The 22,580-nt window shown below is 41.9% G+C and carries 17 protein-coding genes and 2 tRNA genes; 7 read left to right on the top strand and 12 right to left on the bottom strand.

Translation table 11 applies throughout. The features are described 5' to 3' along the window. Positions 1-16 precede the first annotated feature (16 nt). From OQ279_RS02955 to OQ279_RS02945, 3 genes are all read right to left on the bottom strand, one after another. The gene (locus OQ279_RS02955; protein ID WP_266068300.1) at positions 17-844 is read right to left on the bottom strand and encodes a GLPGLI family protein; all 828 of its coding nucleotides are present in this window, start codon (positions 842-844) and stop codon (positions 17-19) included. 459 nt (positions 845-1,303) lie between these two features. Further along, positions 1,304-1,378, bottom strand: a tRNA-Pro gene (locus OQ279_RS02950). Positions 1,379-1,418: 40 nt separating this feature from the next. After that, a tRNA-Ser gene (locus tag OQ279_RS02945) sits at positions 1,419-1,503 on the bottom strand. A gap of 310 nt (positions 1,504-1,813) precedes the next feature. Between OQ279_RS02945 and OQ279_RS02940 the strand changes: the two genes are divergently transcribed. After that, positions 1,814-3,460: an ABC1 kinase family protein gene (locus OQ279_RS02940; RefSeq protein WP_266068299.1), complete on the top strand. Its 1,647-nt coding sequence runs from the start codon at positions 1,814-1,816 to the stop codon at positions 3,458-3,460. 314 nt (positions 3,461-3,774) lie between these two features. Then, positions 3,775-4,596, top strand: a complete 822-nt coding sequence (locus OQ279_RS02935; RefSeq protein WP_266068298.1) for a glycosyltransferase family 2 protein — start codon at positions 3,775-3,777, stop codon at positions 4,594-4,596. 9 nt (positions 4,597-4,605) lie between these two features. Here OQ279_RS02935 and OQ279_RS02930 read toward each other — a convergent pair whose 3' ends face one another. The 6 genes from OQ279_RS02930 to tsaD form a co-directional block, all read right to left on the bottom strand. Beyond that, positions 4,606-5,709 (bottom strand): THUMP-like domain-containing protein, encoded by a 1,104-nt coding sequence (locus OQ279_RS02930; RefSeq protein ID WP_266068297.1) that lies wholly within the window; start codon positions 5,707-5,709, stop codon positions 4,606-4,608. A 72-nt stretch (positions 5,710-5,781) separates the two neighbouring features. Beyond that, positions 5,782-6,870, bottom strand: coding sequence for an AI-2E family transporter (locus OQ279_RS02925; RefSeq protein ID WP_266068296.1), 1,089 nt, complete (start codon positions 6,868-6,870; stop codon positions 5,782-5,784). A gap of 19 nt (positions 6,871-6,889) precedes the next feature. Continuing rightward, positions 6,890-7,402 carry a TrmH family RNA methyltransferase gene (locus tag OQ279_RS02920; protein ID WP_266068295.1) on the bottom strand — a complete coding sequence of 171 codons (513 nt, stop codon included), beginning with the start codon at positions 7,400-7,402 and terminating at the stop codon, positions 6,890-6,892. After that, complete coding sequence (locus OQ279_RS02915; RefSeq protein WP_266068294.1) at positions 7,402-8,046, bottom strand: DUF4159 domain-containing protein; 645 nt, start codon at positions 8,044-8,046, stop codon at positions 7,402-7,404. Before OQ279_RS02915 ends, OQ279_RS02920 begins: the two co-directional genes overlap by 1 nt. Before the next feature lie 25 nt (positions 8,047-8,071). Continuing rightward, entirely contained in the window at positions 8,072-8,785 is a 714-nt protein-coding gene (locus OQ279_RS02910) for a 16S rRNA (uracil(1498)-N(3))-methyltransferase (RefSeq protein ID WP_266068293.1), read from the bottom strand. Positions 8,786-8,788: 3 nt separating this feature from the next. Then, positions 8,789-9,811 (bottom strand): tRNA (adenosine(37)-N6)-threonylcarbamoyltransferase complex transferase subunit TsaD, encoded by a 1,023-nt coding sequence (gene tsaD, locus OQ279_RS02905; RefSeq protein WP_266068292.1) that lies wholly within the window; start codon positions 9,809-9,811, stop codon positions 8,789-8,791. Positions 9,812-9,937: 126 nt separating this feature from the next. Between tsaD and OQ279_RS02900 the strand changes: the two genes are divergently transcribed. Beyond that, entirely contained in the window at positions 9,938-14,317 is a 4,380-nt protein-coding gene (locus OQ279_RS02900; RefSeq protein ID WP_266068291.1) for a translocation/assembly module TamB domain-containing protein, read from the top strand. Between the two features lie 62 nt (positions 14,318-14,379). Here the strand turns inward: OQ279_RS02900 and OQ279_RS02895 are convergent, their stop codons facing one another. Both OQ279_RS02895 and OQ279_RS02890 read right to left on the bottom strand, forming a co-directional pair. Next, positions 14,380-14,760 (bottom strand): Rid family detoxifying hydrolase, encoded by a 381-nt coding sequence (locus tag OQ279_RS02895; RefSeq protein ID WP_266068290.1) that lies wholly within the window; start codon positions 14,758-14,760, stop codon positions 14,380-14,382. A gap of 17 nt (positions 14,761-14,777) precedes the next feature. Next, entirely contained in the window at positions 14,778-17,480 is a 2,703-nt protein-coding gene (locus OQ279_RS02890) for a putative LPS assembly protein LptD (RefSeq protein WP_266068289.1), read from the bottom strand. A gap of 125 nt (positions 17,481-17,605) precedes the next feature. Between OQ279_RS02890 and OQ279_RS02885 the strand changes: the two genes are divergently transcribed. From OQ279_RS02885 to OQ279_RS02870, 4 genes are read left to right on the top strand one after another with little or no spacing between them, the layout of a single operon-like run. Beyond that, complete coding sequence (locus OQ279_RS02885) at positions 17,606-18,724, top strand: N-acetylmuramoyl-L-alanine amidase family protein (protein ID WP_266068288.1); 1,119 nt, start codon at positions 17,606-17,608, stop codon at positions 18,722-18,724. A gap of 55 nt (positions 18,725-18,779) precedes the next feature. After that, on the top strand, positions 18,780-19,730 hold the full coding sequence (locus OQ279_RS02880; RefSeq protein ID WP_266068287.1) for an MlaD family protein: 951 nt from the start codon (positions 18,780-18,782) through the stop codon (positions 19,728-19,730). A 6-nt stretch (positions 19,731-19,736) separates the two neighbouring features. Beyond that, entirely contained in the window at positions 19,737-21,086 is a 1,350-nt protein-coding gene (locus OQ279_RS02875; protein WP_266068286.1) for a 4Fe-4S dicluster domain-containing protein, read from the top strand. Positions 21,087-21,128: 42 nt separating this feature from the next. Next, positions 21,129-21,920, top strand: a complete 792-nt coding sequence (locus tag OQ279_RS02870; protein WP_266068285.1) for a (Fe-S)-binding protein — start codon at positions 21,129-21,131, stop codon at positions 21,918-21,920. 57 nt (positions 21,921-21,977) lie between these two features. On the opposite strand, the gene OQ279_RS02865 is transcribed toward OQ279_RS02870, so the two are convergent. Beyond that, on the bottom strand, positions 21,978-22,511 hold the full coding sequence (locus tag OQ279_RS02865) for a hypothetical protein (protein WP_266068283.1): 534 nt from the start codon (positions 22,509-22,511) through the stop codon (positions 21,978-21,980). Positions 22,512-22,580 lie beyond the last annotated feature (69 nt).

Raw genomic sequence — 22,580 nt, 5'->3', positions numbered from 1 at the left:
GATTGATGATAATTTATTATGGCTGCAGCTCGATTGGATTATTGCGCTTTTTATATTTTTCGCTTAGTGCTTTCCTTGTTTTAGCTTCATCCTCTTTGTTTCTAAAACCGAATCTGACTCCTACATTTTTGTATGCGGCAAGTGGGTCACGGTTATGATCATCTCGAAATTGATCTAGTTCTTCTTGAGATAGAACTTTATAACTATTCAGATCCAATATTTTATCTACCGGATTTGCCAATTCCTCAAATCCCGTTAAGCTAAAATGATAATGATTTTCCAGGTCTGAAATCTCTAAAATTAGTCCCGACAAACCGCTGAATTTATAGGGCCCGTCTGAAAATGGTAATTGTGGCGCAAACCATGCGACGTAGTTTCTACCGGCAAAAGAGCCTGTAGCCCTTTGAACGCTAAACCCTAAAATGTCTTTATTCTCTGGCTGAATTTTCCAATCGATCGTATTTAGGTCCTGTATATATTTATATCTCCATTTATCTACCGTTATAATTTCAGCTAAAATAAGTTCATTATCCTGAAAATTTTTAAAGATCTTGTAGTGAAATTCCGTTTCTGGAGCTTGGTTTAAAATTTCAAAGGATTCGGAACTACTTATATTCGAAGCTTCTATATATGCTTCTAAAGAATCTTTTACTGCCTTACCCAGGCTGGAATATCGCGAGTGGCCTTTTCCTAAATAAAGCACAACGGTTTCAGATTTTATAGAACTTTGATCAGTGGAATCTTCCTGATATTCTAAATTGTAAGTAGCTTTATAAGAATAGGATTTTTGCGCCTGTAAATTTCCTAAATTAAGGAAAAACAAAGCGATCAAAAGTTTTCTCATTTCTGTAATTTCTATAGGTTTATTCTTTTGTCAATTCTGCTCGATATTTTCTTAGATAATTTAAGATCAAAATTATGAAGTTATTAACAATATATAATATTTTATCCTAATAACTATACAGAAGCACAAAAGACTATTCAACAGTTTTTAAACGATGTGGTGCAGGTTTTATTAAAGCTTGTAGAGATAGAAATTATCAGTTGCTTTGGCTTTCAATATCAGGGAAAATATAAAGCACAATTTACTTGTAGCCATTTAATGTAAAGAAGTATTCACCGAATCATTCAACAAACAGAGTGAATTCATTTGATATTAAAAAAACACTGAAAATCAATAGATTGAAAGTGTGTTATATCTGCTTTTTATGTTCGTCGGGAATGGCATTCCTATAAGTATCGGGGGACCCTGCGGTGATTCCATAAAAAAACCCGCACTTTCGTGCAGGTTTTTTTAACTAAGTCGGGGTGGCAGGATTCGAACCTGCGGCCTCCTGCTCCCAAAGCAGGCGCGATAACCGGGCTACGCTACACCCCGAAAAATTCAATTTTCAATTAAGAATCTTGAATTCTTACAGCGGAGAGTGTGAGATTCGAACTCACGCGACAATTGCTCGTCGACAGTTTAGCAAACTGCTCCATTAACCACTCTGGCAACTCTCCTAATTTTGTATATGAACTTGCAAATATTTTGCGGTTGCAAATGTATGTTTTCAGATACTTGTGTGCAAACCTTTTTTTACTTTTTTACTCGCTTTAAAAAGGAAATTTCTTAATTGATTTTCTGCCAGCCTGTTGTGATCCCATAAAAATTCACCCTCCTCAACTTTTTTTCAAATCTTTCCACCATCTTACTTACACAGGGGGCTGTCACAGTTAAAATATTATAAAAGCCTCCTTAAGCGATTTTTAATATCCTATTTTTAGGAAGAATTAAATTAATCACCATAGTTTTTGTAATTAATTCGCTTTTATGTCTATTCTCCCCGAAAATCTTGAGCGTTATCAAAAGTTTTTAAGCTTCATGTTGAAGTATTGGAACAGCGATCTTTTAAATGAGACTGCTTCAAACGCAATGGAAGAAGAAACGGCCCGCACTTTTAAAGATTATGAGCAATCTCCCGAAGAGCTGGTCGAGGATCTTAAACAAATGGGACCAACCTACGTTAAGTTTGGGCAGTTGCTCTCTACACGTCCCGATCTTTTGCCCGACAGGTATTTAGAAGCTCTTGCTTCCCTCCAGGATGATCTTCCCACTATTCCTTTTGAAGAGGTTAGGGAAATTGTAGAAGGGGAGCTGGGTAACAAGATTTCAAAAGCCTTTAATTTTTTCGAGGAAGAGCCGCTGGCAAGCGCTTCCATAGGTCAGGTGCATAGGGCTGAACTCAGGTCGGGGAAAACCGTCGCTGTGAAAGTCCAGAGGCCCGGGATCAGGAAAAAGTTCATGGAAGACCTCAATACGCTCGAAGAAATGGCAGGTTTGGCTGTAAAGCATACCGAGGTGGGCAAAAAATACGGTTTTAGTGATGTCCTGGGAGAATTGAGACGTATCATGCTGCATGAACTCGATTATTTGAGAGAAGCAAACAACCTGGTTACCCTCGGCATAAATCTCAAAGAGTACAGAAGGTTAATAGTACCTCAGCCTATTCCCGATTATACCACCTCTCGTGTTCTCACAATGGAGTACGTGAAAGGGAAGAAGATCACCAGCATTTCTCCCCTTAAAAAAACTGAAAACGATTATACGGCCCTGGTCGACGAATTTATTGAAGCTTACCTAAAGCAAATAGTGTCAGACGGCTTTGTACATGCAGATCCTCACCCCGGCAATGTGCATCTTTTGGAAAATGAAAAGATCGCCCTAATAGATCTGGGCATGGTGGCGCAGTTCAGTAAGAAGATGAAAGATTACCTGCTTCGGCTGCTCCTGGGCCTCAGTAAGAATGACGGGGAAGAGATTGCCGATAATCTTCTTAACATGAGTGAAATTACCGAGCATGCCACACAAAAAGAATTCAGGAGGCACATAAGCATCATGGTGCAGGAAAGTAGTCATAGCACTGCACAGGATATGCAAACCGGGAAATTGTTGATCCAAATGAACCGAAGCGCTGCCATGAATGGCATTCATCTTCCGGTAGAGGTCAATATCCTCGGAAAGATCCTCCTCAACATGGATCAGATTATCGCATTTTTGGCACCCGAGTATGACCTCAGAGAGGCAGTAAGGCGTTATATGAATAAGCTGCTTCAGGATAAAATGCTCAACGAGCTTAAGCCTGAAGAAATCTTTTCGGTCTTGCTCGATTCTAAAAAGCTGGTAGAAAATCTGCCCGATCGGTTTGATAAAATTACTGATAACCTGGCCAAAAATGAATTCCGCATCAAGATCGATGCGATTGATGAAAAGCGACTGACCGATGGCTTCCAAAAAGTGGCAAATAGGATCACTCTGGGGCTTATTATTGCAGCAATGATTGTAGGCGCCGCAATGTTAATGCAGGTGCCGTCATCTTTTATGATCTTTGGGTATCCGGGATTTGCCATCCTGTTCTTCCTGCTGGCCGCAATTGTGGGAATCTATCTCAGCTATACCATTCTGTTCAAAGATGAGTGAGTGCTGCTAATAATTGCTTATAAAGCCTCAACCTCAGCCGTTTTACAATTTTATTAATGTTATTTCCGTAGATTAATGCTGAAATAAAAAATAACTAAAGTTCTCTGCCTGAAAAATTTCGGTTTAAGATATTTTCAACAGCAGCCGAAGGAAATATTACCTCTCAAAAATGCCGTTTTTGAAGGGCGATAGAGGGTTTCCGAAGTTTTCCAGGAAGCTAGTTTTTAATACAGTAAAACCCGCAGGTTTTGCTATTTTTGCCCCCCTGTAAAATACAGTCTTTAAGTTTTTTAACTTTGTAACAAACTCATTTTTTGATCAATCCGCCTTTATACCAATCCAGATTTGATACGCTTCAGTGTTGCGTGCTCATACCCACGTACAACAACCACAAAACCCTGCAAAGGGTAATTAATGACGTGCACACATACACCAATAATATCATCGTGATCAATGATGGCTCTACCGACGGTACTTCTCAAATCTTGGAGAATTTTACTTTTCTCAGGGTGGTTCATGTTCCGGTGAATAAAGGCAAGGGGAACGCCCTTAAAAAGGGTTTTAAAGAGGCTTCCCGGCTTGGCTATGAATACGCTATTTCCATGGATTCAGACGGGCAGCATTTCCCAAATGATCTTCATGTTTTTCTTGATGCCCTGGAAGAACACCTCCCTAAAAAACCGGAGCTGCTGGTTATTGGTTCCCGTAAGATGGATGATCCCTCGGTGCCCGATAAAAGCAGCATTGGTAACCGTTTTTCCAGCTTTTGGTATTGGGTTGAGACGGGTATAAAATTGACAGATACACAGTGCGGTTACAGGTTGTACCCTCTTAAAGCCGTCAATTCCCTAAGCCTTTACACTTCCCGTTTTGAACTGGAAATAGAAGTCATTGTAAAAGCTGCCTGGGATGGTGTGAAGGTGATCAATTTGCCGGTAAAAGTGCTTTATGATCCTAATGAGCGTGTGACTCACTTTAGGCCATGGCAGGACGTGGCACGAATAACCCTCCTGAATATTGGTTTCGTGTTTATGAAGATTTTTTATATTGCCCCGCGCAATTTTCTACGGAAGTTGAAATCAAAAAAAGTCCAGAGTTCTAAAGGAGCAGTTTCCAACAAGATGCCCCTGGAATAGCCGAAGTTTTTAGCTTTTTTGACACACCAGCACCACCTTTTCTTCGTTTTGCAGCGTGGTAAAGAACAAATAAGCATCTCCGCCTTCCTTTATTTTTAAGATCTTCCGAAGTTCTGCAACACTTTCAGGAAAATTACGGGTAGTGATATTCGCTTTTTTTAACTGAAGATCCTTTTTCAACTGTTTCTTCCTGAAAGGCAATATTTGTGTAATCTTAAATCGTCTTCCGGGGAAATCTACAGGTTCTTTAGAGGTGTAGAGTTGGGTGTTGGGATGAAGTTTTTCGAGCCTTAGCGCATTTCCCAGGGCCCCAAAAAGGCCACTTTTCATGATCGCTGCATTGGGCTCATAAAGATAAGCTTCGGGCATGCTGTAAACTTCAGGCAGGTCATTGTCAAAAGTACTGGTAAATACCTGTTTCTCTTTCTTCTGAAAATTCACAGTTTTGATCGTGATGCTTTCCGAAGTATTCTGCTTCAGGATCCAGAGCAGCTCTTTTACGTCATTTTCTACCGCTACAATATGAATTTCCTGGACATTTTGGAGTTCATTGAGCCCTGCCTGCAAATCGAGCAGGGGAGAGGTCTTAATGAGTATACTTCCGGCTCTTTCCTGAAGTAATTCGAGGTTTTCGGGCACGTTGGGTAAACAATCGGATAGAAAAAATACTCTTCCGCCAGCTTCATCCCGTCGGGAAGGATCAATGTAGAGCCAGTCGAATTTTTCCGAAGTATTTTTCAGGAAATCCAGAGAATCACGGGCTTCAGAAATGACATTTTTGGCACCTAATATTTCAAAGTTATGTGCAGCGATTTTCTGAAGTTCAAGATTCAGCTCAAAATGCCGCACTTTATCTATTTTTTCTGAAAAGTAATAACTGTCTATCCCAAAACCGCCGGTAAGATCGGCCAGACTCGTTCCTGCCACCAGGGAAGCTTTATGTTGTGCTGTAACTTCAGAAGATGTCTGCTCTAAATTGAGATTTGGAGGGTAAATGATGCCGCGGGTTTTGAACCACAGCGGTAATTTTTTCTCAGCTCTTTTCTTGCCCGAAAGTTGCACCAGCAGCTCCTGAGTGGAAATGCCTTCAAAAGGGCTGCCCCGAAATGCCATTTTTGACACCTCAGTCTTGTATTGCTCTTCAAGAAACTCCTGAACCTCGCTATTTAGAAGCGCCCGATTCAATTAAAGATCTCGCGTTAGCCGTTTTACGATCTTGTACTCGCTTAAAGATTCTTTGGCAATAACCTTAATAGCGGTGTAAAATGGTACTGCGACCACCATTCCCAGAATCCCGGAAGTAAGCCCCGCAATGAGGATCACCAAAAATATTTCAAGAGGATGGGAACGCACGCTGGCACCAAATATAAGCGGCTGATTGATAAAATTGTCTATTAACTGGCACACCATATAACCCGACATCACGTAAATGAGCTGTGGCAGGATGATGGTTTGAAAATCGGCTCCCAGGTTGCTTGAAATCACAAATAATGAAACTAAAATTCCGGCAATAATGGGCCCCAGGTAAGGTACTATATTTAAAAAAGCACAAATGAATGCTATGGCGATTGGGTTGTTGATCTCAAACAGTGAGAGCAGGATGCTGTATAAAATAAACAGCACGGTAATTTGCATGGTGAGCCCAACAAAATAGCGGGATAATAATACTTTGATCTTGTTAAAGACCCTTTGGAATTTGTCTTCATGCCCTCTGTTGGCAAACACCAAAATACTGTTGAGCATAAGCCGACTGTCTTTCAGGAAAAAGAAGGATATAAAAATGATGGAAAAGACAGCAATAATACCGGCTCCCAATATTCCGAAGAAACTATTGAGATAACGAGGAATGGTAGCCAGGTCAAAATTCCTTACAAATTCTGTTTGTTTAATACCTTCAATGATATTGATCTCTTCTACGCCAAAATAATTATTGATCTGGTTGTTGAGTTCGTTCAAATCACGGGTAAAGGCATCCATATCTATTTGCCCCAGGTTCTTACTTTGCTCTACCACAATAGGAATAAAGATGGTAATCAAGCCAATAAAACTCAGTAGCACCAAAAGTAGAACAATGACCACGGCGAGCTTGTTGGGCAGCTTGAGATGGTTTTTAAGGAACAGCACCACCGGCCGTCCTACAAGCGAGATGACACCCGCAATAGCGATATATACCAGTACCGATTGTATGAGGTACAGGAAATAAAGTAGAAAAGCCACTCCCAAAATAATGGCAATGGCACGAAGTATACCGTAGGAAAGCTCTTTTTCGTTCACGTGGTAAATATATTATTTCTCATGGAACTGGCTGCAGCCTTTTTGTGATTTCAAAAAGTGCAATGGCACCGGCATGGGTCACGTTCATGCTGCTGTTCTCGCCAAACATGTCAATATGCAAGATGGTATCGGCCAAATCAAGGATCTCTTTTCTAACTCCCAAACGTTCATTTCCCAGCACCAGTGCAATTTTATCTTCGGCTTCAAAATGGCATTTTTGGAGGGCAATACTTCTTGATGTTACTTCAATAGCCACAATTTTATATCCTGCTTCTTTTAATTGTTTGCAAGCTGCTTCAGAATCTTCCTGTTCCTCAAAATCTACATTTTTAACTGTGGCTCTTGCGGTTCTTTTCAACCTGTTGCTTTGAAGATCTACCGTGCTCTCGCAAATGAGAAGTTTCTCAATACCAAAAGCGTCGGCTAACCTGAAAAAGCTGCCAATGTTCGCCGGACTTGATATTCCGTCCAGCACAAGGATCACCGGAAATTGTTTTTTCTTAAAAGGAGTGGAGTGGTGGGTTGCCTGCATTAATATGAAAAAGCGAATTTAACAATATTGGCGCCCATTTGGAGTGCCTTTAGCCGCACTTCCTGCGGATCGTTATGTACTTGTTGATCTTCCCAGCCATCGCCCAGGTCGCTTTCAAAGGTGAAAATGCAAAGCAGCCGGTCGTTTTCAAAAATTCCGAAAGCCTGTGGGCGGAGTCCGTCGTGTTCATGGATCTTTGGCAAGCCGTTGGGGAAGTCGAATGCTGTAGAAAATATAGGATGAGAAGCCGGGAGTTCTTCCAGTTCTTTGTCGGGAAATACCTTTTTAAGTTCCCTGCGAACAAATTCATTCATGCCGTAGTTGTCGTCAATGTGCAAAAACCCTCCTCCCAGGAGATATTTCCGAAGGTTCTGCGCATCTTCGGGAGTAAAGTACACATTGCCATGCCCTGTCATGTGAATAAACGGATACTGAAAGATATCTGTACTTCCGGGTTCTACGGGCTGTGGCGCAGACTCAATGGAAGTATTGATGTTTTGATTGCAAAACTCAATGAGATTGGGAAGCGCTGTGGGATTTCCGTACCAGTCACCCCCGCCGCCGTATTTTAAAACTGCCACCTGTTGCGCTTGCAGCACATGGCCGGTGGTAAAAAGCATAAAAAATAGCAGCAGTTTCTTCATGTCTCTAAAGTAGCAAAAAAGAAGCTTATTCTTCTTCGTTGATCAAAGCAGCAGTGTGGCAGGCAACTACTGCGGCAGTTTCGGTTCTCAACCTGTTGTTGCCAAGGCTTACAGGCTGCCATCCGACTTTTAATGCGCTGCTGATCTCTTCTTCTGAAAAATCTCCTTCGGGCCCAATAAGAATCGTTGCTGAAATGCCATTTTTGAGACTTTTAGAGAGTAACTTCCTGGGTTGTGAGTCTTCGCAATGCGCTATGAACTTTGCGCCTGAATGTTCTTTTTCTAAAAACTCTTTAAAACTCATGGGTTCATGCAGCACAGGGAACCTGGTGTGTAAAGACTGTTTTAAGGCACTCTGTATCACTCTTTGATAGCGTTCATGTTTTACAACTTTTCGCTCACTGTGGTCACATATTACAGGAGTGATCTCCTGGATACCAATTTCTGTTGCCTTTTCTAAAAACCACTCGTACCTATCGTTCATCTTGGTAGGGGCAACGGCAAGGTGCAAATGATAGGCAGGCGGGGCTTCTTTTTCACTTTGTAAAATGCGGGCAGAACAATTGTTTGCTTCTGCGAGTGTAATTTCGGTTTCAAAGATCCAGCCTTTGCCATTGGTGAGGTGCAGGCGATCTCCTTCGCGCTTTCGCAGCACCTTTATAATATGCCGGCTCTCCTCTTTGGAAAAGCGAACTTCCTTATCATTTTCTGATACTTCGGGCTGAAAAAATAGCTGCATGGTTTACATTTTTATTCTTGCTTTAGCGGTAATCCCCATGTGGGCAAAATCTTCAGAAATAAATTTATAATGCCCCGCAATGGCGATCATCGCTGCATTGTCTGTGGTATATTCAAACTTCGGAATATAAGTTTTCCAGCCATATTTTGCCTGCGCCTCATGAAGGGTCTTTCTTATGCCGCTGTTTGCTGAAACTCCTCCGGCAATGGCGATTTCTTTTATTCCTGTCTGTTTTACGGCTTTCTTGAGCTTGTCCATTAAAATACCGATGATGGTATGCTGAATGGAAGCACAAATATCTTCAAGATTTTTCTCAATGAACTGTGGATCTTCTTTGAGTTGTTTCTGAATAAAATACAAGATAGATGTTTTTAAACCACTGAAGCTGAAGTTTAACCCATCAACTTTTGGTTTAGGGAAAGGGAAAGCTTTTGGGTTACCCATTTGTGCCTTTTTATCTACCAGTGGCCCGCCGGGATAGGGGAGGCCAAGGATCTTAGCGCTCTTGTCAAAGGCTTCACCCACTGCATCGTCTAAAGTTTCTCCAATCACTTCCATTTCAAAATAATCGCTCACTTTCACAATTTGAGTATGGCCTCCACTTATAGTCAAGGCCAGAAAAGGAAACTGTGGCTTTTGGAATTCTTCCTCATCGATAAAATGGGCAAGAATGTGCGCCTGCATATGGTTAACATCAAGAAGCGGAATGCCCAGCCCCAGTGATAAGGACTTTGCAAAGGAGGTGCCCACCAGGAGGGAGCCCATCAAACCGGGACCACGGGTAAAGGCAACAGCCGATAGGTCTTCTTTGGTAACACCGGCCCTCGAAAGGGCTTCGTGAATAACCGGAACAATGTTTTGCTGGTGGGCACGTGAAGCAAGTTCTGGCACCACGCCGCCGTATTTTTGATGAACTTCCTGGGTGGCTACAACATTGGAAAGGATTTTTCCGTTGTGTAATACGGCCGCAGCAGTGTCGTCACAGGAAGATTCAATGCCGAGTATATAAATATTTTGTGTTGTCATCCTTAGCATTTAGGCCCGAAAATTGTTAATATTGCTCGCAAAGTTATAACTAAAAATCCTATCAGAAAATTCTGGAAAATACTGGGTAAAACGCTGCTCTCGCTGCTGCTGCTTTTCATCATTTTGTTGATCGTATTTTCTATTCCCTCGGTACAAACTTTTGTTGCCCGTAAGATCACAACTTCCCTCAAGGAGTCTAAAGATGTGGATATTAGCATAGGTCGGGTGGGGATTACCTACAGCGGTAAGCTTAAGTTGCAGGATGTGCTTATTCTTGACCATCACCAGGACACACTCATTTATTCTGAAAAAATAAAAACTTCGGCAACCAGCCTAAGAAGTATTTACAACAACAATCCTACTCTGGGAGCTACCATGGCTAATGAACTGGTGATGGATATGAAAGTCTATGAAGGGGAAGAGCGGGATAACCTGAATATTTTTCTGAAAAAGCTTAAAAGTCAGAAAAAGAAGAAAAGCTCTCCCTTTGTACTGGCAATCAATCAGCTTGAAGTTGTTGACGGAAGATTCAGCTACATCAATGAAAACCTGAATTATCCTGAAGTAATAGAAATTGACCAACTAAATATTTTAGCCAGCGATCTCCTGGTTGAAAATTCTGATGTTTATGTAGAGATCGAGCGGCTTTCAGGGATTGAAAACCGCGGAATTCGCATTGATCATTTAAGCACAAACTTCAGCTATACTTCCGAAGAAATGGCCCTTGAGGCCCTGCATATAGAGACTCCGTATTCAGAAATTGATTCAGATATTCGTTTTGATATTACCAATGGTTTTGCGGGTTTTATAAATAAGGTTCCGGTTAAGGCTGTGTTTAGACCATCAACAATATCTACAAATGACCTTCAGCCTTTTTACGATAAGTTTGGCAGCGATCAAAAAATCAATTTCTCTACCGTTCTTGATGGTATCTTAAACGATTTTATCCTCTCGGACCTTAAAATGACCGGACTCGACCGAACCAGGCTTGAGGGGGAACTGGAAATAAGAAATTCATTATCGGCTAAAGAAAATGAGTTTTCCCTTGACGGGGAGTTGACCAATCTTTCTACCAATTATTACGATCTTATTCATCTTTTGCCCGGCCTATTGCAGGATAAATTGCCTGTAGCACTGCGGGAATTAGGCAATGTACAGCTGGAGGGGGATATATTTGTTTCTGAAGACGCTTTAACTACAAAAGCAAATTTGTTCTCGCAGTTAGGTACAGCTGTTGTAGATCTTGAAATGAGGGGTTTCCAGGATGCGGGGCTTATTTCTTATGAGGGGCAGCTAATTGCTAAGAGATTTGACGTTGGGCGCCTGGCCAATTTAAAAGACCTTGGAACCACCTCTCTAAATGTCACTTTTGACGGGCGGGGTTTTACCACCGAAACACTTAATACGCAGATTCAGGGCAGTATTTCCAGACTTGTCTACAAGGGTTACACCTATAAAGACCTCAAGCTTAGAGGGACATTAAAAGCACCGCTGTTTAACGGAAATCTCATTTCGCGAGATCCCAATCTTCTAATGGAGTTTAACGGGCTGGCAGATTTCTCGGCCGGGACTAACATCTATGACTTTGAAGCTTCTGTTGGTTATGCCAACCTTGCAGCCATGAACCTGGTGAAAAGAGACAGTGTTTCGGTTTTTAAAGGAGATGTGATCATGAACATGGAAGGAACAAACCTCAATAATTTTGAGGGGGAGATCTATCTTCTTAATACTTCCTACCGAAATGAGAATGACACCTACATGTTTAAAGATTTAAACATTGCTTCGAGTTTTGACGGGCCGGTAAGGACGATTGAAATACATTCTCCCGATGTGATCAATGGAACCATAGAAGGTATTTTTGATGTCACCGAAGTACCGGCAATGGTAGAAAATGCGGTGGGTAGCCTTTATACCAATTATCGCCCTAACAAGATCACCACCAATCAATACCTCAATTTCGACTTTGATATTTATAACAAGATAGTAGAGGTTTTTTATCCTGAAATTACTTTAGCTCCCAATACTTTCATCCGTGGAAGTGTGGAGTCTGATGAATCTGAATTTCGTTTAGCGTTTCGCTCTCCCAGGATTGAAGCTTTTGATAACCTTTTTGACAAGGTGAATGTGCAGGTAGACAATTCCAACCCGCTTTTCAATACATTTATTGAGGTAGATAGCGTCGCTACCAGTTTTTACAACATCAAGGATTTTAACCTTATTAATGTTACGCTAAATGATACGCTGTATATGCGATCTGAATTTAAAGGCGGGCCAAGGAGCAATGATGAGTTTAATATCAACCTGTATCACACCATCAATGAGAATAATAATTCGGTGGTTGGGCTGCAGCGCTCTGATGTTAAGTTTAAGGAAAGCGTGTGGCATCTCAACGAAGAGGGAAATAAATCTAACAGGGTCATCTTTTCTAACGGTTTTAATAATGTGAGGATAGATTCTTTGGTGCTAAGCCATGAAAATGAAGAAATTCGGCTTTCCGGTCAAATGCGGGATACTACGTACAAAGATTTTCAGCTGGAGTTTGATCAGGTAGATCTCCATAAGATCACCCCCGAAATCAATAATCTGGAAATGGGAGGGATCGTCAACGGTTCTTTGAACGTATTGCAGCAGGATGGAGCGTATTATCCTAATACTTCCCTTACCATTAAAGACCTTTCAATAAATGATCAAATGCTGGGCGTGCTCAACCTTGACGTTATGGGGAACAGGGATTTGAGTTTTTACAACATCAATACCACGCTACGTAATGAGGGGCTGGAATCTTTATCGGCTATTGGGGAGATTGTGGTAGAAGGAAATTCCCCTGAAATTGACCTGGAAGTAGCTCTAAAGAATTTCGACCTGGCAGCTTTTAGTCCTTTAGGGAAAGATGTGATAAGTAATATTAGAGGTAAGGTGTCGGGAGATGCCGATGTGACCGGAAGTTATAAGAATCCGGATATTGATGGTAGGTTATACCTCAATCAAGCCGGGCTGTCAATTCCTTACCTGGAGGTAGACTATGCTTTTGAAGAAGGTGCTGTTGTAAACCTGAGCGAGCAACAATTCGATTTTGATGAGATAACCATTACCGATACCAGGTTTGATACCAAAGGTGTTCTTGACGGCACCATCTCTCATACCAACTTTAGCAACTGGATCTTGGGGCTGAATATTTCTACAGACCGTCTTTTGGTACTCGATACCGAATATGATGAAGAAGCCCTTTATTACGGTACAGGATTCATTGGTGGCAATGCATCTATTTACGGCCCAACTTCAGAGCTTACCATTGATGTGGTGGGGGCTACACGTAGAGGAACAGTCTTTAAAATCCCCATAAGTGATTCAGAAAGCACTGGCGACAATTCTTTTATACACTTTTTAAGTCCCGAGGAAAAAGCGGCAAGATTGGCAGGGGAAGAGCTCGAATTTCAGGAAGTGAAAGGGCTGGAACTCAATTTTGATCTCGATGTTACCAATGATGCCCTGGTAGAACTCGATATCGACGGAAGTATCTTGCGTGGAAGAGGAGCCGGAACTTTGCTGATAGAGATCAATACCCTCGGAAAATTCAATATGTGGGGTGACTTTATTGCCAATACGGGGGAATATATCTTTAACTACGGGGCGCTTCAGAAAAGGTTCCAGGTGCGGCCGGGGGGAAGCATTAACTGGAACGGCAACCCTGCTCTGGCCGATCTTAATATCAGTGCAGTTTATGAAGCCCACGCCAACCCTGCAATTGTTCTGGATAATCCAGGTATAAGCCGAAGGATTCCTGTAGATGTGGTGATCAATCTTGAAGGGGAGCTTTTACAACCAGACATCTCCTTTGATCTTGAATATCCAAACGTGGCTTCGGCAGTGCGCTCAGAGCTTGAATATAAAATCGAAACCAGTACCAATACCGAAATTCAGGCGTTTTCATTAATCACGCTCGGACAGTTTTATACTGAAAATGTTCTTGCCGGGAGTCCGGGAAGCCTTTGGGCAGGAAACCTTTTTGAGAGCGCTTCCGGTTTCTTCAACAATTTGCTTTCTGATGAATCAGGAACTTTCCAGGTAGGCCTTAACTACGAGCAGGGCGTTCGCACCCCCGAACAATCTATGGCCGACAGGTTTGGGGTGACACTTTCAACCCAAATTAGTGAAAGAGTGCTTATCAATGGGCAGGTTGGGGTGCCGGTAGGCGGCGTTACAGAGACCGTTATTGTTGGAAACCTGGAGATAGAATTCCTTCTAAATGAAGAAGGAAACCTGCGGGCAAAGATCTTTAACCGGGAAAACAACATTCAGTACCTGGGAGAAGAACTTGGTTTTACCCAGGGAGTAGGGCTGTCTTACCAGGTAGATTTTGATACTTTTAAAGAATTGCTTCGGAAAATAGTAGATACCGAATTATCAACTTCCGGACTCAAGGAAGAAGAGGTGGAAGGGCCTGTAGAGGAACAAAAAAGTCTGGCGCCCGATTACATCAAATTCCCGGGAGCCGATGACCTCTAAAAAAACAGGCGTCAAAAATGTCATTTTTGACGCCTGTTTTTTGAGTTGTTACAACTGTTGTTCTACTTTGTTGCGATCATACTAATTTCTACATTCACAAACTTCGGAAGGTTCGCAACCTCTACAGTTTCGCGGGCCGGGGCTGTTTCTTCATTAAAATATTTGGTGTAAACGGCATTGATGCGGCCAAAGTTATTCATGTCACTTATAAAGATCGAGCTCTTTAATACATTCTCAAAATCCATTTCGGCTGCAGTCAGGATGGCTTTAAGGTTGCGCATTACCTGTTCTGTTTCCTCTTCAATAGTCTCCTGCTGTAGTTCACCGTTTACAGGGTTTATTGCAATTTGGCCCGATATGTACAGCGTATTTCCGCTTAAAACGGCCTGGTTGTAAGCTCCAATGGGTGCGGGAGCATCTTTGGTCTTGATAATTGTTTTCATAAGTTAAAGATAAGAAATTATAATCTTCTGTCTCTTTCCCTTCTCTTTTCGTACTTGATATCTCTCAACAGAGAAGACTTGATTCCGATGAAAAAGTTCCACTGCTTGTAGACCCCGAAAGGTGTCCAGCTAAAGGTCATTCTCCAGCTCTCCAGGTCCCTCGCAAATCTCAACTGCGTATGCGTGAAGCCGGTGTTTACAAAATCATAACCCGAGGAGGCTCCTACCGTCCATTTAGGGGAAAGTTCAACGTCTCCCGAGAACATGAGGGAATGAGAAGAAATATCATTCTGCCTGGCACTGTTACTGTAATTAAGGGTATAAGCAAGGCGCAGGTCCCAGGGAATATTGAAATTGTACCAGCTGTTCTCACTTTCTACTTCCTCTTCTTCTTCAGCCATATCGGCTTCATGTTCGTCGTAAAAAGAACCATCTATGTCCATATCCTTTCCAAAAAGGTCATCTGGACGCCCGCCATTTCTGAAGGTCTGATTTTCGAGTCGGTTTACGTTCTCTTTTCCTCCTGAAAAATCGCGGCTGGAGAAGGAATATCCGAAGCTCATATTAGCATTGGTAAGCCTGAAGAGACTTCCGCCGTTTTGAATGTTCAGCTTATCAATACGCCGGTTCTCATTATTCAGCGCATAAACATCCAGGTTCGCTCCAAAGTTTATGTCCAGTTTGTTTTGAATCACCGGAAGACTTCCGCGTACGCTAATAGGAGAGAGTTTTAGTGAATCTCCTGCTAAATTATATGAAGTGCTAATGTTCAGGTTATTAAGCAGCTTTACTTTTCTGGGTTCGGCATCGGCCGAATCTTTTACCTTCGCCTCGAAAGTGTTGCTCAAAGAGAAGCCAATAGAGCTGGAAAACAGTTTTCCCGGAGGGCCGTATAAAGAACCCTGGAACCTTGAATATTCTACCACACGTTCTTCCCGGCCTTCAGATTCCGGAATGATATATTCGTCGTAATAATGCTCAAACCCAGGATTTATATTATAGCTTATCGAAGGGCGCATAACGTGCCGAATTGCCTGATATTTCCCCTTTCCGCTAAAATTCTTTGTTCCGTAGATCGTGGTACCTATACTGGTGTTGAAGTTATAGGTGCGAAATGAATCAAAGCCCCTCACGGTATCAACAATTTCTCTTCGGGCTTCTTCATCATATGAACGGTCATATGTTCTGAAAACCCATGATTCAGTATAATTTGTTCCGGCACTAACACTTAAATAGTTGAACAATTTAAAGTTTGTGGTAAGCGGAATGGAATGCTGGGCCCCTAAAATGGCATCTTCGAACATCTCTGGTTTGAAGAAAAGGGAATCGGTGGTTTGAAACCTGTTTTCTCCTCTAAAGTTATACTGAAAATTTATGTTCTCAATAATGCCTTTTTTGGCACCTACCTTTGGCTCGAAAGGGTAGACCCGGGCCATGCTCGCCTGCACTGTTGGCAGGGTCATGTTTATTTTTTCAGTATTGGTGTTCTGGCTGTGCGTGGCGGCAATACTCAGGTTGATTTGTGGCTGAATATTAAAGGTCTTTGAATAGGAGACCGAAGAACTCAGGGTATTGGTTAGCCTGTTTCCCGTGTTCATTTGATTGGTTGAAGCCTGGTAGTAATCGCTGCTTCCAAGGTTTACAGATGCCGAGAACCTCGAAGAAGGATTAGCCTTTGAATCCTGGGAGTGGTTCCACCGAAGGTTGTAAATGGTTGATTCAGAAAAATCGGGGAAGCCTCTTTCACTGTTTATCAGCTTTTCATATCTAAAGCTAAGGTTTCCTCTAAACCTGTATCGCACGGCATAAGAAGACTCCATTCTTAACCCGTAACTCCCGTTGGTATAGTAATCACCCAGCACGGTTAGATCGACGTAATCGCTTATGGCAAAGTAATACCCACCATTTTGCAGGTAAAATCCGCGGTTGTTATCGTCCCCGAAAGATGGTATTATAAATCCGGAAGTCTGCTCGTCGGTCATAGGGAAATACCCAAAAGGTAAACCAAGTGGTGTGGGTACATCTGCGATGTACATGTTCACAAGTCCCGAAACGATTTTTTTATCAGGAACTAACTTTATCCTTCTGGCGTAGAAATAGTAATCGGGATTTTCTTCATTAGGGGAGGTGGTGAATTTTACATTTTTCATGTAGTACACCGAGTCATTCTCCCGTTTTGTGATCTCTCCCAGCACTTTAAATTCTCCCTGTTCGGTTCGGGAATTAAAGACGAGAGCTTTTTCCGAATCAAAGTTGAACCTGATAGAATCTGGTCGCACTACGCTCTGTGCCTGGGTAAATACCGGTTTTTGCGTGTAAACTCCTGCGGTATCAATTATTCCGTAGGCATAGACCTCGTTGGTCTCATTGTCGAGTACAATCCTTCCGGCGGTTATATTGATGTCGCCATAAGTTATTTCGGCATTATTATATAGGTATATCCTGTTTTCCCTCGGGCTAAGGCGCATGTAATCTTCGGCAGTGTAAGTCACTCTGTCTGCCAGGATTTCTTTTTTAGGTTTAATGCTGTCCTTAGGGGTAAGCGTGATGACGGGAACAGGTGCTTCAATCCTCACAGAATCCATTATAGGCTGCACAGGTTCACGTTCAGCGGGAATGCGGATACCTTCATTCGTCTTGATTTCCTGTGCTGCAGATTTCGTGGCTAAAGAAAGCGTGAAAATACAGCAGGAAAGTATGTAAAGTATCTTTGTTCGCAATGGTACTTATGCTATTTTTGTATGGTGTGGCTCGTTTTTTGAAGTCTCAAAATTACATATATTTTTTAAGGTACCTTTTGAGTTCTCGAAAAATAATAACCATCCCAATGAACCGTTATTTCCATATGAAAACGAATTTCTTTATCATTTTAATATTTCTTAGTGTCATTAATCCTGTTTTAGCTGCTTCGGAAGAAGTTGATCCTCCGCGGGAAAAGTTTGTGGTGGTTATAGATGCAGGCCATGGGGGTCATGATCCCGGTAACTCCTGGAATGGCTTCAAAGAAAAAGGGATTGCTTTGAATATAGCACTTAAAGTGGGTGCTGAACTTGAAAAAATACCCGATATCAAAGTGATCTACACCCGAAAATCGGATGTTTTTGTGACTCTTGCCGGAAGGGCACAGATAGCAAATAAAGCTGAAGCCGACCTATTTATCTCTATACATATGAATGGTCACAAATCTCAGGCCCAGGGTACCGAGACTTTTGTGCTTGGGCTTCACCGTAACCAGGATAACCTTGAAGTGGCCATGAGAGAGAACCAGGTAATCTTCCTGGAAGAAGATTACGAAATGACCTATGATGGCTTCAACCCTAATTCTCCCGAGTCTTATATTGGCCTTACCTTAATGCAGGAAGAATATCTGGACCAAAGTATTCTTCTGGCCGATTTGGTACAAAAGAATTTCACCAACATCAATAAGAGGGTGAACAGAGGTGTAAAACAGGCAGGTTTCCTTGTGTTAAGGGAGACCTATATGCCAAGCGTTCTTATTGAAGCAGGTTTCCTGAGTAATAAAAGTGAGGGTACTTACCTAAATAGCGCTTCGGGCCAGGCAGCTATTGCCGAATCTATTGTGCGTGCGGTAAAAGATTATAAGAGCTCCATGAATCTCGAAATGCTGGACCATCTGGAAGCTAACCCTCCCGTAGAACTTACCCAGGAACCCGAAAAAGCGCCCTCAGATGTTTTTGATGGTATTACCTTTCGCGTACAACTGGCAGCTACCGGTAAAAAGCTGGATCCCAGCCCCAGAAACTTCAAAGGTTTGGTAGAGATCTTGAGAAACAAAGAAGGGAAATTGTTTAAATATTATTATGGAGGCACGTCAAGTTATTCACAGGTACAGGACCTGCATGCGAAGGCTAAACGCGCGGGATATCCAGATAGTTATATAGTTGCCTTTCGGGGAGATGAAAAGATCAGCGTTAATGAGGCGTTAAAAACAAAAATGAAATAGACCTTCTTTACTATATAAATTTTATATTTGTCTCTCATCAAATAGGACAATCTTTGTGAAATATACTAAAGAGGTAAAAACCGCTCTTTTGGCTATTGTAGCCATTCTTCTATTCATTTTTGGGTATAGTTTTTTAAAAGGCAAAAACTGGTTTGATTCCAGCAGGACTTTTTATGCTGTATACAACGACGTAGAGGGACTTTCGCCTTCATCTCCTGTAACCATCAATGGGCTTAAAGTAGGAAATGTGACCAATATTGGTTTCCTGGATACTTCAGGTAAACTTGTAGTTACTTTTCTGGTAGATAATTCTTTTCCTTTTTCAGAAAACAGTGTAGCCGAAATTTATGGGGGAGGACTCATAGGAGGTAAGTCTTTGGCCATTATCCCAAAATATGAAGAAGGTGAAATGGCGCAATCTGGTGACACGTTGCAAAGTGCGATAGAAGAAGGTCTACTGGAATTGGTAAATGAAAGGCTCACGCCGCTTCAGGAAAAGATTGAAAAGGTAATTGTGAGCACAGATTCTTTAGTGAATTCTTTTAATGAAGTCATGAATCCCACAACCCGGGAAAATCTAAAGAACAGTATCACAAACCTTAATGCTACTATTGCTTCGCTTAATAATTCGGCCCAGAGTGTAGAAGGTATCTTAAATACCAACTCTCCCAAGTTAGATCGCACCTTCACGAACTTAGACCATATGTCTACAAACCTGAGTAATTTTTCTGATACTCTTGTGGCATTTGACTTTAATAAAGTAACAGATGATATTGAATCTGCCGTGAGTAATTTCGAAACTGTTACCCATAAATTGAATTCGGGTGAAGGTACTGCCGGGAAGTTAATTAATGATCCTGCGGTCTTTAATAATCTTGAAAGAGCGACCAACCAATTAGATGAATTGATACAAGACGTGAAATTGAATCCTAAACGTTACGTACATTTTTCTATCTTTGGTAAAAACCCCGGTCCTTATTCGCCGCCGGAAGACTCATTAAAATAACTAACCATGCAGATCCTTGCACAAGTCGCCTTTATCCTTGCTCTGGCAATAGGGATAGGTATTTTTATTCGCAATATCCGGAGGATGATTCGGAATATCAAAGTAGGTCGGGAGATCGACAGGACAGATAACCCTTCCAAAAGGTGGGGGAAAATGGCCAAAATTGCCCTGGGGCAATACAAAATGGTGCGCAGGCCGGTGTCGGGGATCGTTCACGTGATCGTGTATGTAGGTTTTATTATTATCAATATCGAAGTCCTTGAAATTATCATTGACGGGATCTTCGGGACTCACAGGATCTTTTCTTTTGCTGGTACGCCGTACAGGTTTCTTATAGGAGCTTTTGAAATTCTTGCCTTACTGGTACTGGTAGGGGTGATTATTTTCTGGATAAGAAGAAATGTCCTGAATATCTACAGGTTCAAAGCTAGGGAGCTTACTAAATGGCCAAAGAATGACGCTAACTACATTCTCTATTTTGAAATGGTACTCATGTCGCTCTTTCTGATCATGAATGCGGCCGATTATCAATTGCAGTTAAATCTGGCGCCTCATTACGCTATGGCAAACGGGGAGATTGCAGGGGCATTTCCCGTTAGTGGCTTTTTACTGCCGCTCCTTGATGGTTTTAGTGATTCCACCCTTGTTTTGATCGAGAGAACAGCCTGGTGGTTGCATATACTTGGTATTCTTTTCTTCCTTAATTACTTATACTACTCTAAGCACCTTCATATTTTATTGGCTTTTCCAAACGTCTACTATTCTAAAATTAAGCCGAAAGCTGAATTTGACAATATAGATGCGGTTACTAAAGAAGTGCAACTTATGATGGATCCTGATGCCGATCCTTTTGCTGCACCCGCAGAACCGGAAGGGGAAGAAGCAGGAGAACCCGAAAAATTTGGAGCATCAGATGTTTTTGACCTTAACAGGGTACAATTGCTGAATGCCTATACCTGTACCGAATGCGGCCGATGTACAGATCAATGTCCCGCTAATAATACAGGTAAATTGCTTTCTCCAAGAAAGATTATGATGGATACCCGCGATCGTTTGGAAGCAGTAGGGGAGAACATCAATAAGAATGGAAAATTTGTAGATGACGGGAAACAGCTTCTTGACGATCATATTCAAAGGGAAGAGATCTGGGCCTGTACTACGTGCCAAATGTGTATAGAGGCCTGCCCCGTAGGGATTGATCCACTTTCTATCATTGTTGAAATGAGAAGGTACCTTATGATGGAACAGAGTGCCGGACCTGCAGATTTAAATAATGCCCTTGGAAACATTGAAAATAACGGAGCGCCCTGGCCTTACAACCAAATGGACCGCTTAAACTGGGCAACAGAAAATTAAGTAATAAAATGGCCTTTTTTTGAGGCTGTAACAAAAAATATAATGGCAGAAAATATCAAAGTGCCAACCATGGCAGAGTATATGGCCGAAGGAAAACAACCCGAAGTCCTTTTTTGGGTAGGTTGCTCCGGAAGCTTCGATGATAGAGCTAAGAAAATCACCAAAGCTTTTGTAAGACTTCTGAATAAAGCAAATGTAGATTTTGCTGTTTTAGGAACTGAAGAAAGTTGTACTGGAGACCCTGCGAAACGTGCCGGAAATGAATTCCTTTACCAAATGCAGGCTGCCGGAAATATTGAAGTTTTGAACGGGTATGAGATCAAGAAGATCGTAACCACCTGTCCTCACTGCTTCAATATTATAAAAAACGAATATCCCGGCCTTGGCGGTAATTATGAAGTAATGCACCATACCACCTTTTTAAAGTCTTTGCTTGAAGAAGGACGGCTAACTGTTGAAGGTGGGAAATTTAAAGGCAAAAGAATCACTTTTCACGACCCGTGTTACCTGGGGCGTGGAAATGACATCTACGAAGCCCCGAGAGATTTATTGAGAAAGCTTGAGGTGGAGCTGGTAGAGATGAAAAGATGTAAAAAAGACGCCATGTGCTGTGGTGCCGGGGGTGCACAAATGTTTAAGGAGCCCGAACCCGGTAAGGAAGATGTGAATGTAGCCCGTACCGAGCAGGCCATAGATGTAAAACCCGAAGTTATTGCTGCAGGATGTCCTTTCTGTAATACAATGATGACCGACGGCGTTAAGGCCAAGAATAGGGAGGATAATATCGCAGTTATGGATATTGCTGAAATGATTGCCTCTGCAGAAGATCTGTAGGGCAACGAAGTTTTAAAAATAAGGTGCTAAAAATGTCATTTTTAGCACCTTATTTTTTTATATATCTTTTTCAAGGCGCAGCTGTATTTCCTCAGGGCGCATATTCTTCACTAGAATGAGAATGTCATCTTCCGTTAATCCTTCTTCAATATAATCACCCTGTTTGCCCTGTAAATAAGCGTATTTTTCAAGATTGGTCCGGTATTTTGGGGTAGGAAGTTGCTTGTCCTTGTCTCCGTAGCCTTTTAGATAGGCAATCACCGCCTCGTCATCAGGTATTTTTACATCTTTTTGAAGGTTGTATTGCTGCAAAAGAGAGACAGCTTCAGTGAGTCCTCTAAAAAGCATTTCGTCGTATGTTTTTCCTCCCGATGTATAGATTGGTTGCGTGTAGTAGATATCTATAGGGGCAGTAATGGTAAAGACATAAGATTCAACACAGTTAGTAAGCTCATCCCAAATGGCACCAACTTCCACATGTATTTGCTTTTCTTCGCGAAGCCATGCTGCCAGCTCGTGAAGCTGATATGCTTCCGAAGAAAACCCCAGGGTTCTGGCTACCGTAAAAAGTTCTTTCTCCCTTATTTCCATCTTACAAAATTAAGAGAGTAAGCATGTAGAAATTATGATTAAAATCAGCTCACCACCTTAGAGTTAGTT

It is taken from the genome of Salinimicrobium profundisediminis (genome assembly GCF_026241755.1).
Taxonomy (GTDB): domain Bacteria; phylum Bacteroidota; class Bacteroidia; order Flavobacteriales; family Flavobacteriaceae; genus Salinimicrobium; species Salinimicrobium profundisediminis.
Note: the sequence above shows the minus strand (reverse complement) of the source record. Positions and strands in the feature narration are given on the sequence as shown.

Excerpts from the sequence above, each read along its gene's own strand:
- OQ279_RS02955 (WP_266068300.1), bottom strand. The coding sequence starts at position 844 with ATGAGAAAACTTTTGATCGCTTTGTTTTTCCTTAATTTAGGAAATTTA.
- OQ279_RS02940 (WP_266068299.1), top strand. The coding sequence starts at position 1,814 with ATGTCTATTCTCCCCGAAAATCTTGAGCGTTATCAAAAGTTTTTAAGC.
- OQ279_RS02930 (WP_266068297.1), bottom strand. The coding sequence starts at position 5,709 with ATGGCATTTCGGGGCAGCCCTTTTGAAGGCATTTCCACTCAGGAGCTG.
- OQ279_RS02920 (WP_266068295.1), bottom strand. The coding sequence starts at position 7,402 with ATGCAGGCAACCCACCACTCCACTCCTTTTAAGAAAAAACAATTTCCG.
- OQ279_RS02915 (WP_266068294.1), bottom strand. The coding sequence starts at position 8,046 with ATGAAGAAACTGCTGCTATTTTTTATGCTTTTTACCACCGGCCATGTG.
- OQ279_RS02910 (WP_266068293.1), bottom strand. The coding sequence starts at position 8,785 with ATGCAGCTATTTTTTCAGCCCGAAGTATCAGAAAATGATAAGGAAGTT.
- tsaD (WP_266068292.1), bottom strand. The coding sequence starts at position 9,811 with ATGACAACACAAAATATTTATATACTCGGCATTGAATCTTCCTGTGAC.
- OQ279_RS02895 (WP_266068290.1), bottom strand. The coding sequence starts at position 14,760 with ATGAAAACAATTATCAAGACCAAAGATGCTCCCGCACCCATTGGAGCT.
- OQ279_RS02885 (WP_266068288.1), top strand. The coding sequence starts at position 17,606 with ATGAAAACGAATTTCTTTATCATTTTAATATTTCTTAGTGTCATTAAT.
- OQ279_RS02875 (WP_266068286.1), top strand. The coding sequence starts at position 19,737 with ATGCAGATCCTTGCACAAGTCGCCTTTATCCTTGCTCTGGCAATAGGG.
- OQ279_RS02870 (WP_266068285.1), top strand. The coding sequence starts at position 21,129 with ATGGCAGAAAATATCAAAGTGCCAACCATGGCAGAGTATATGGCCGAA.
- OQ279_RS02865 (WP_266068283.1), bottom strand. The coding sequence starts at position 22,511 with ATGGAAATAAGGGAGAAAGAACTTTTTACGGTAGCCAGAACCCTGGGG.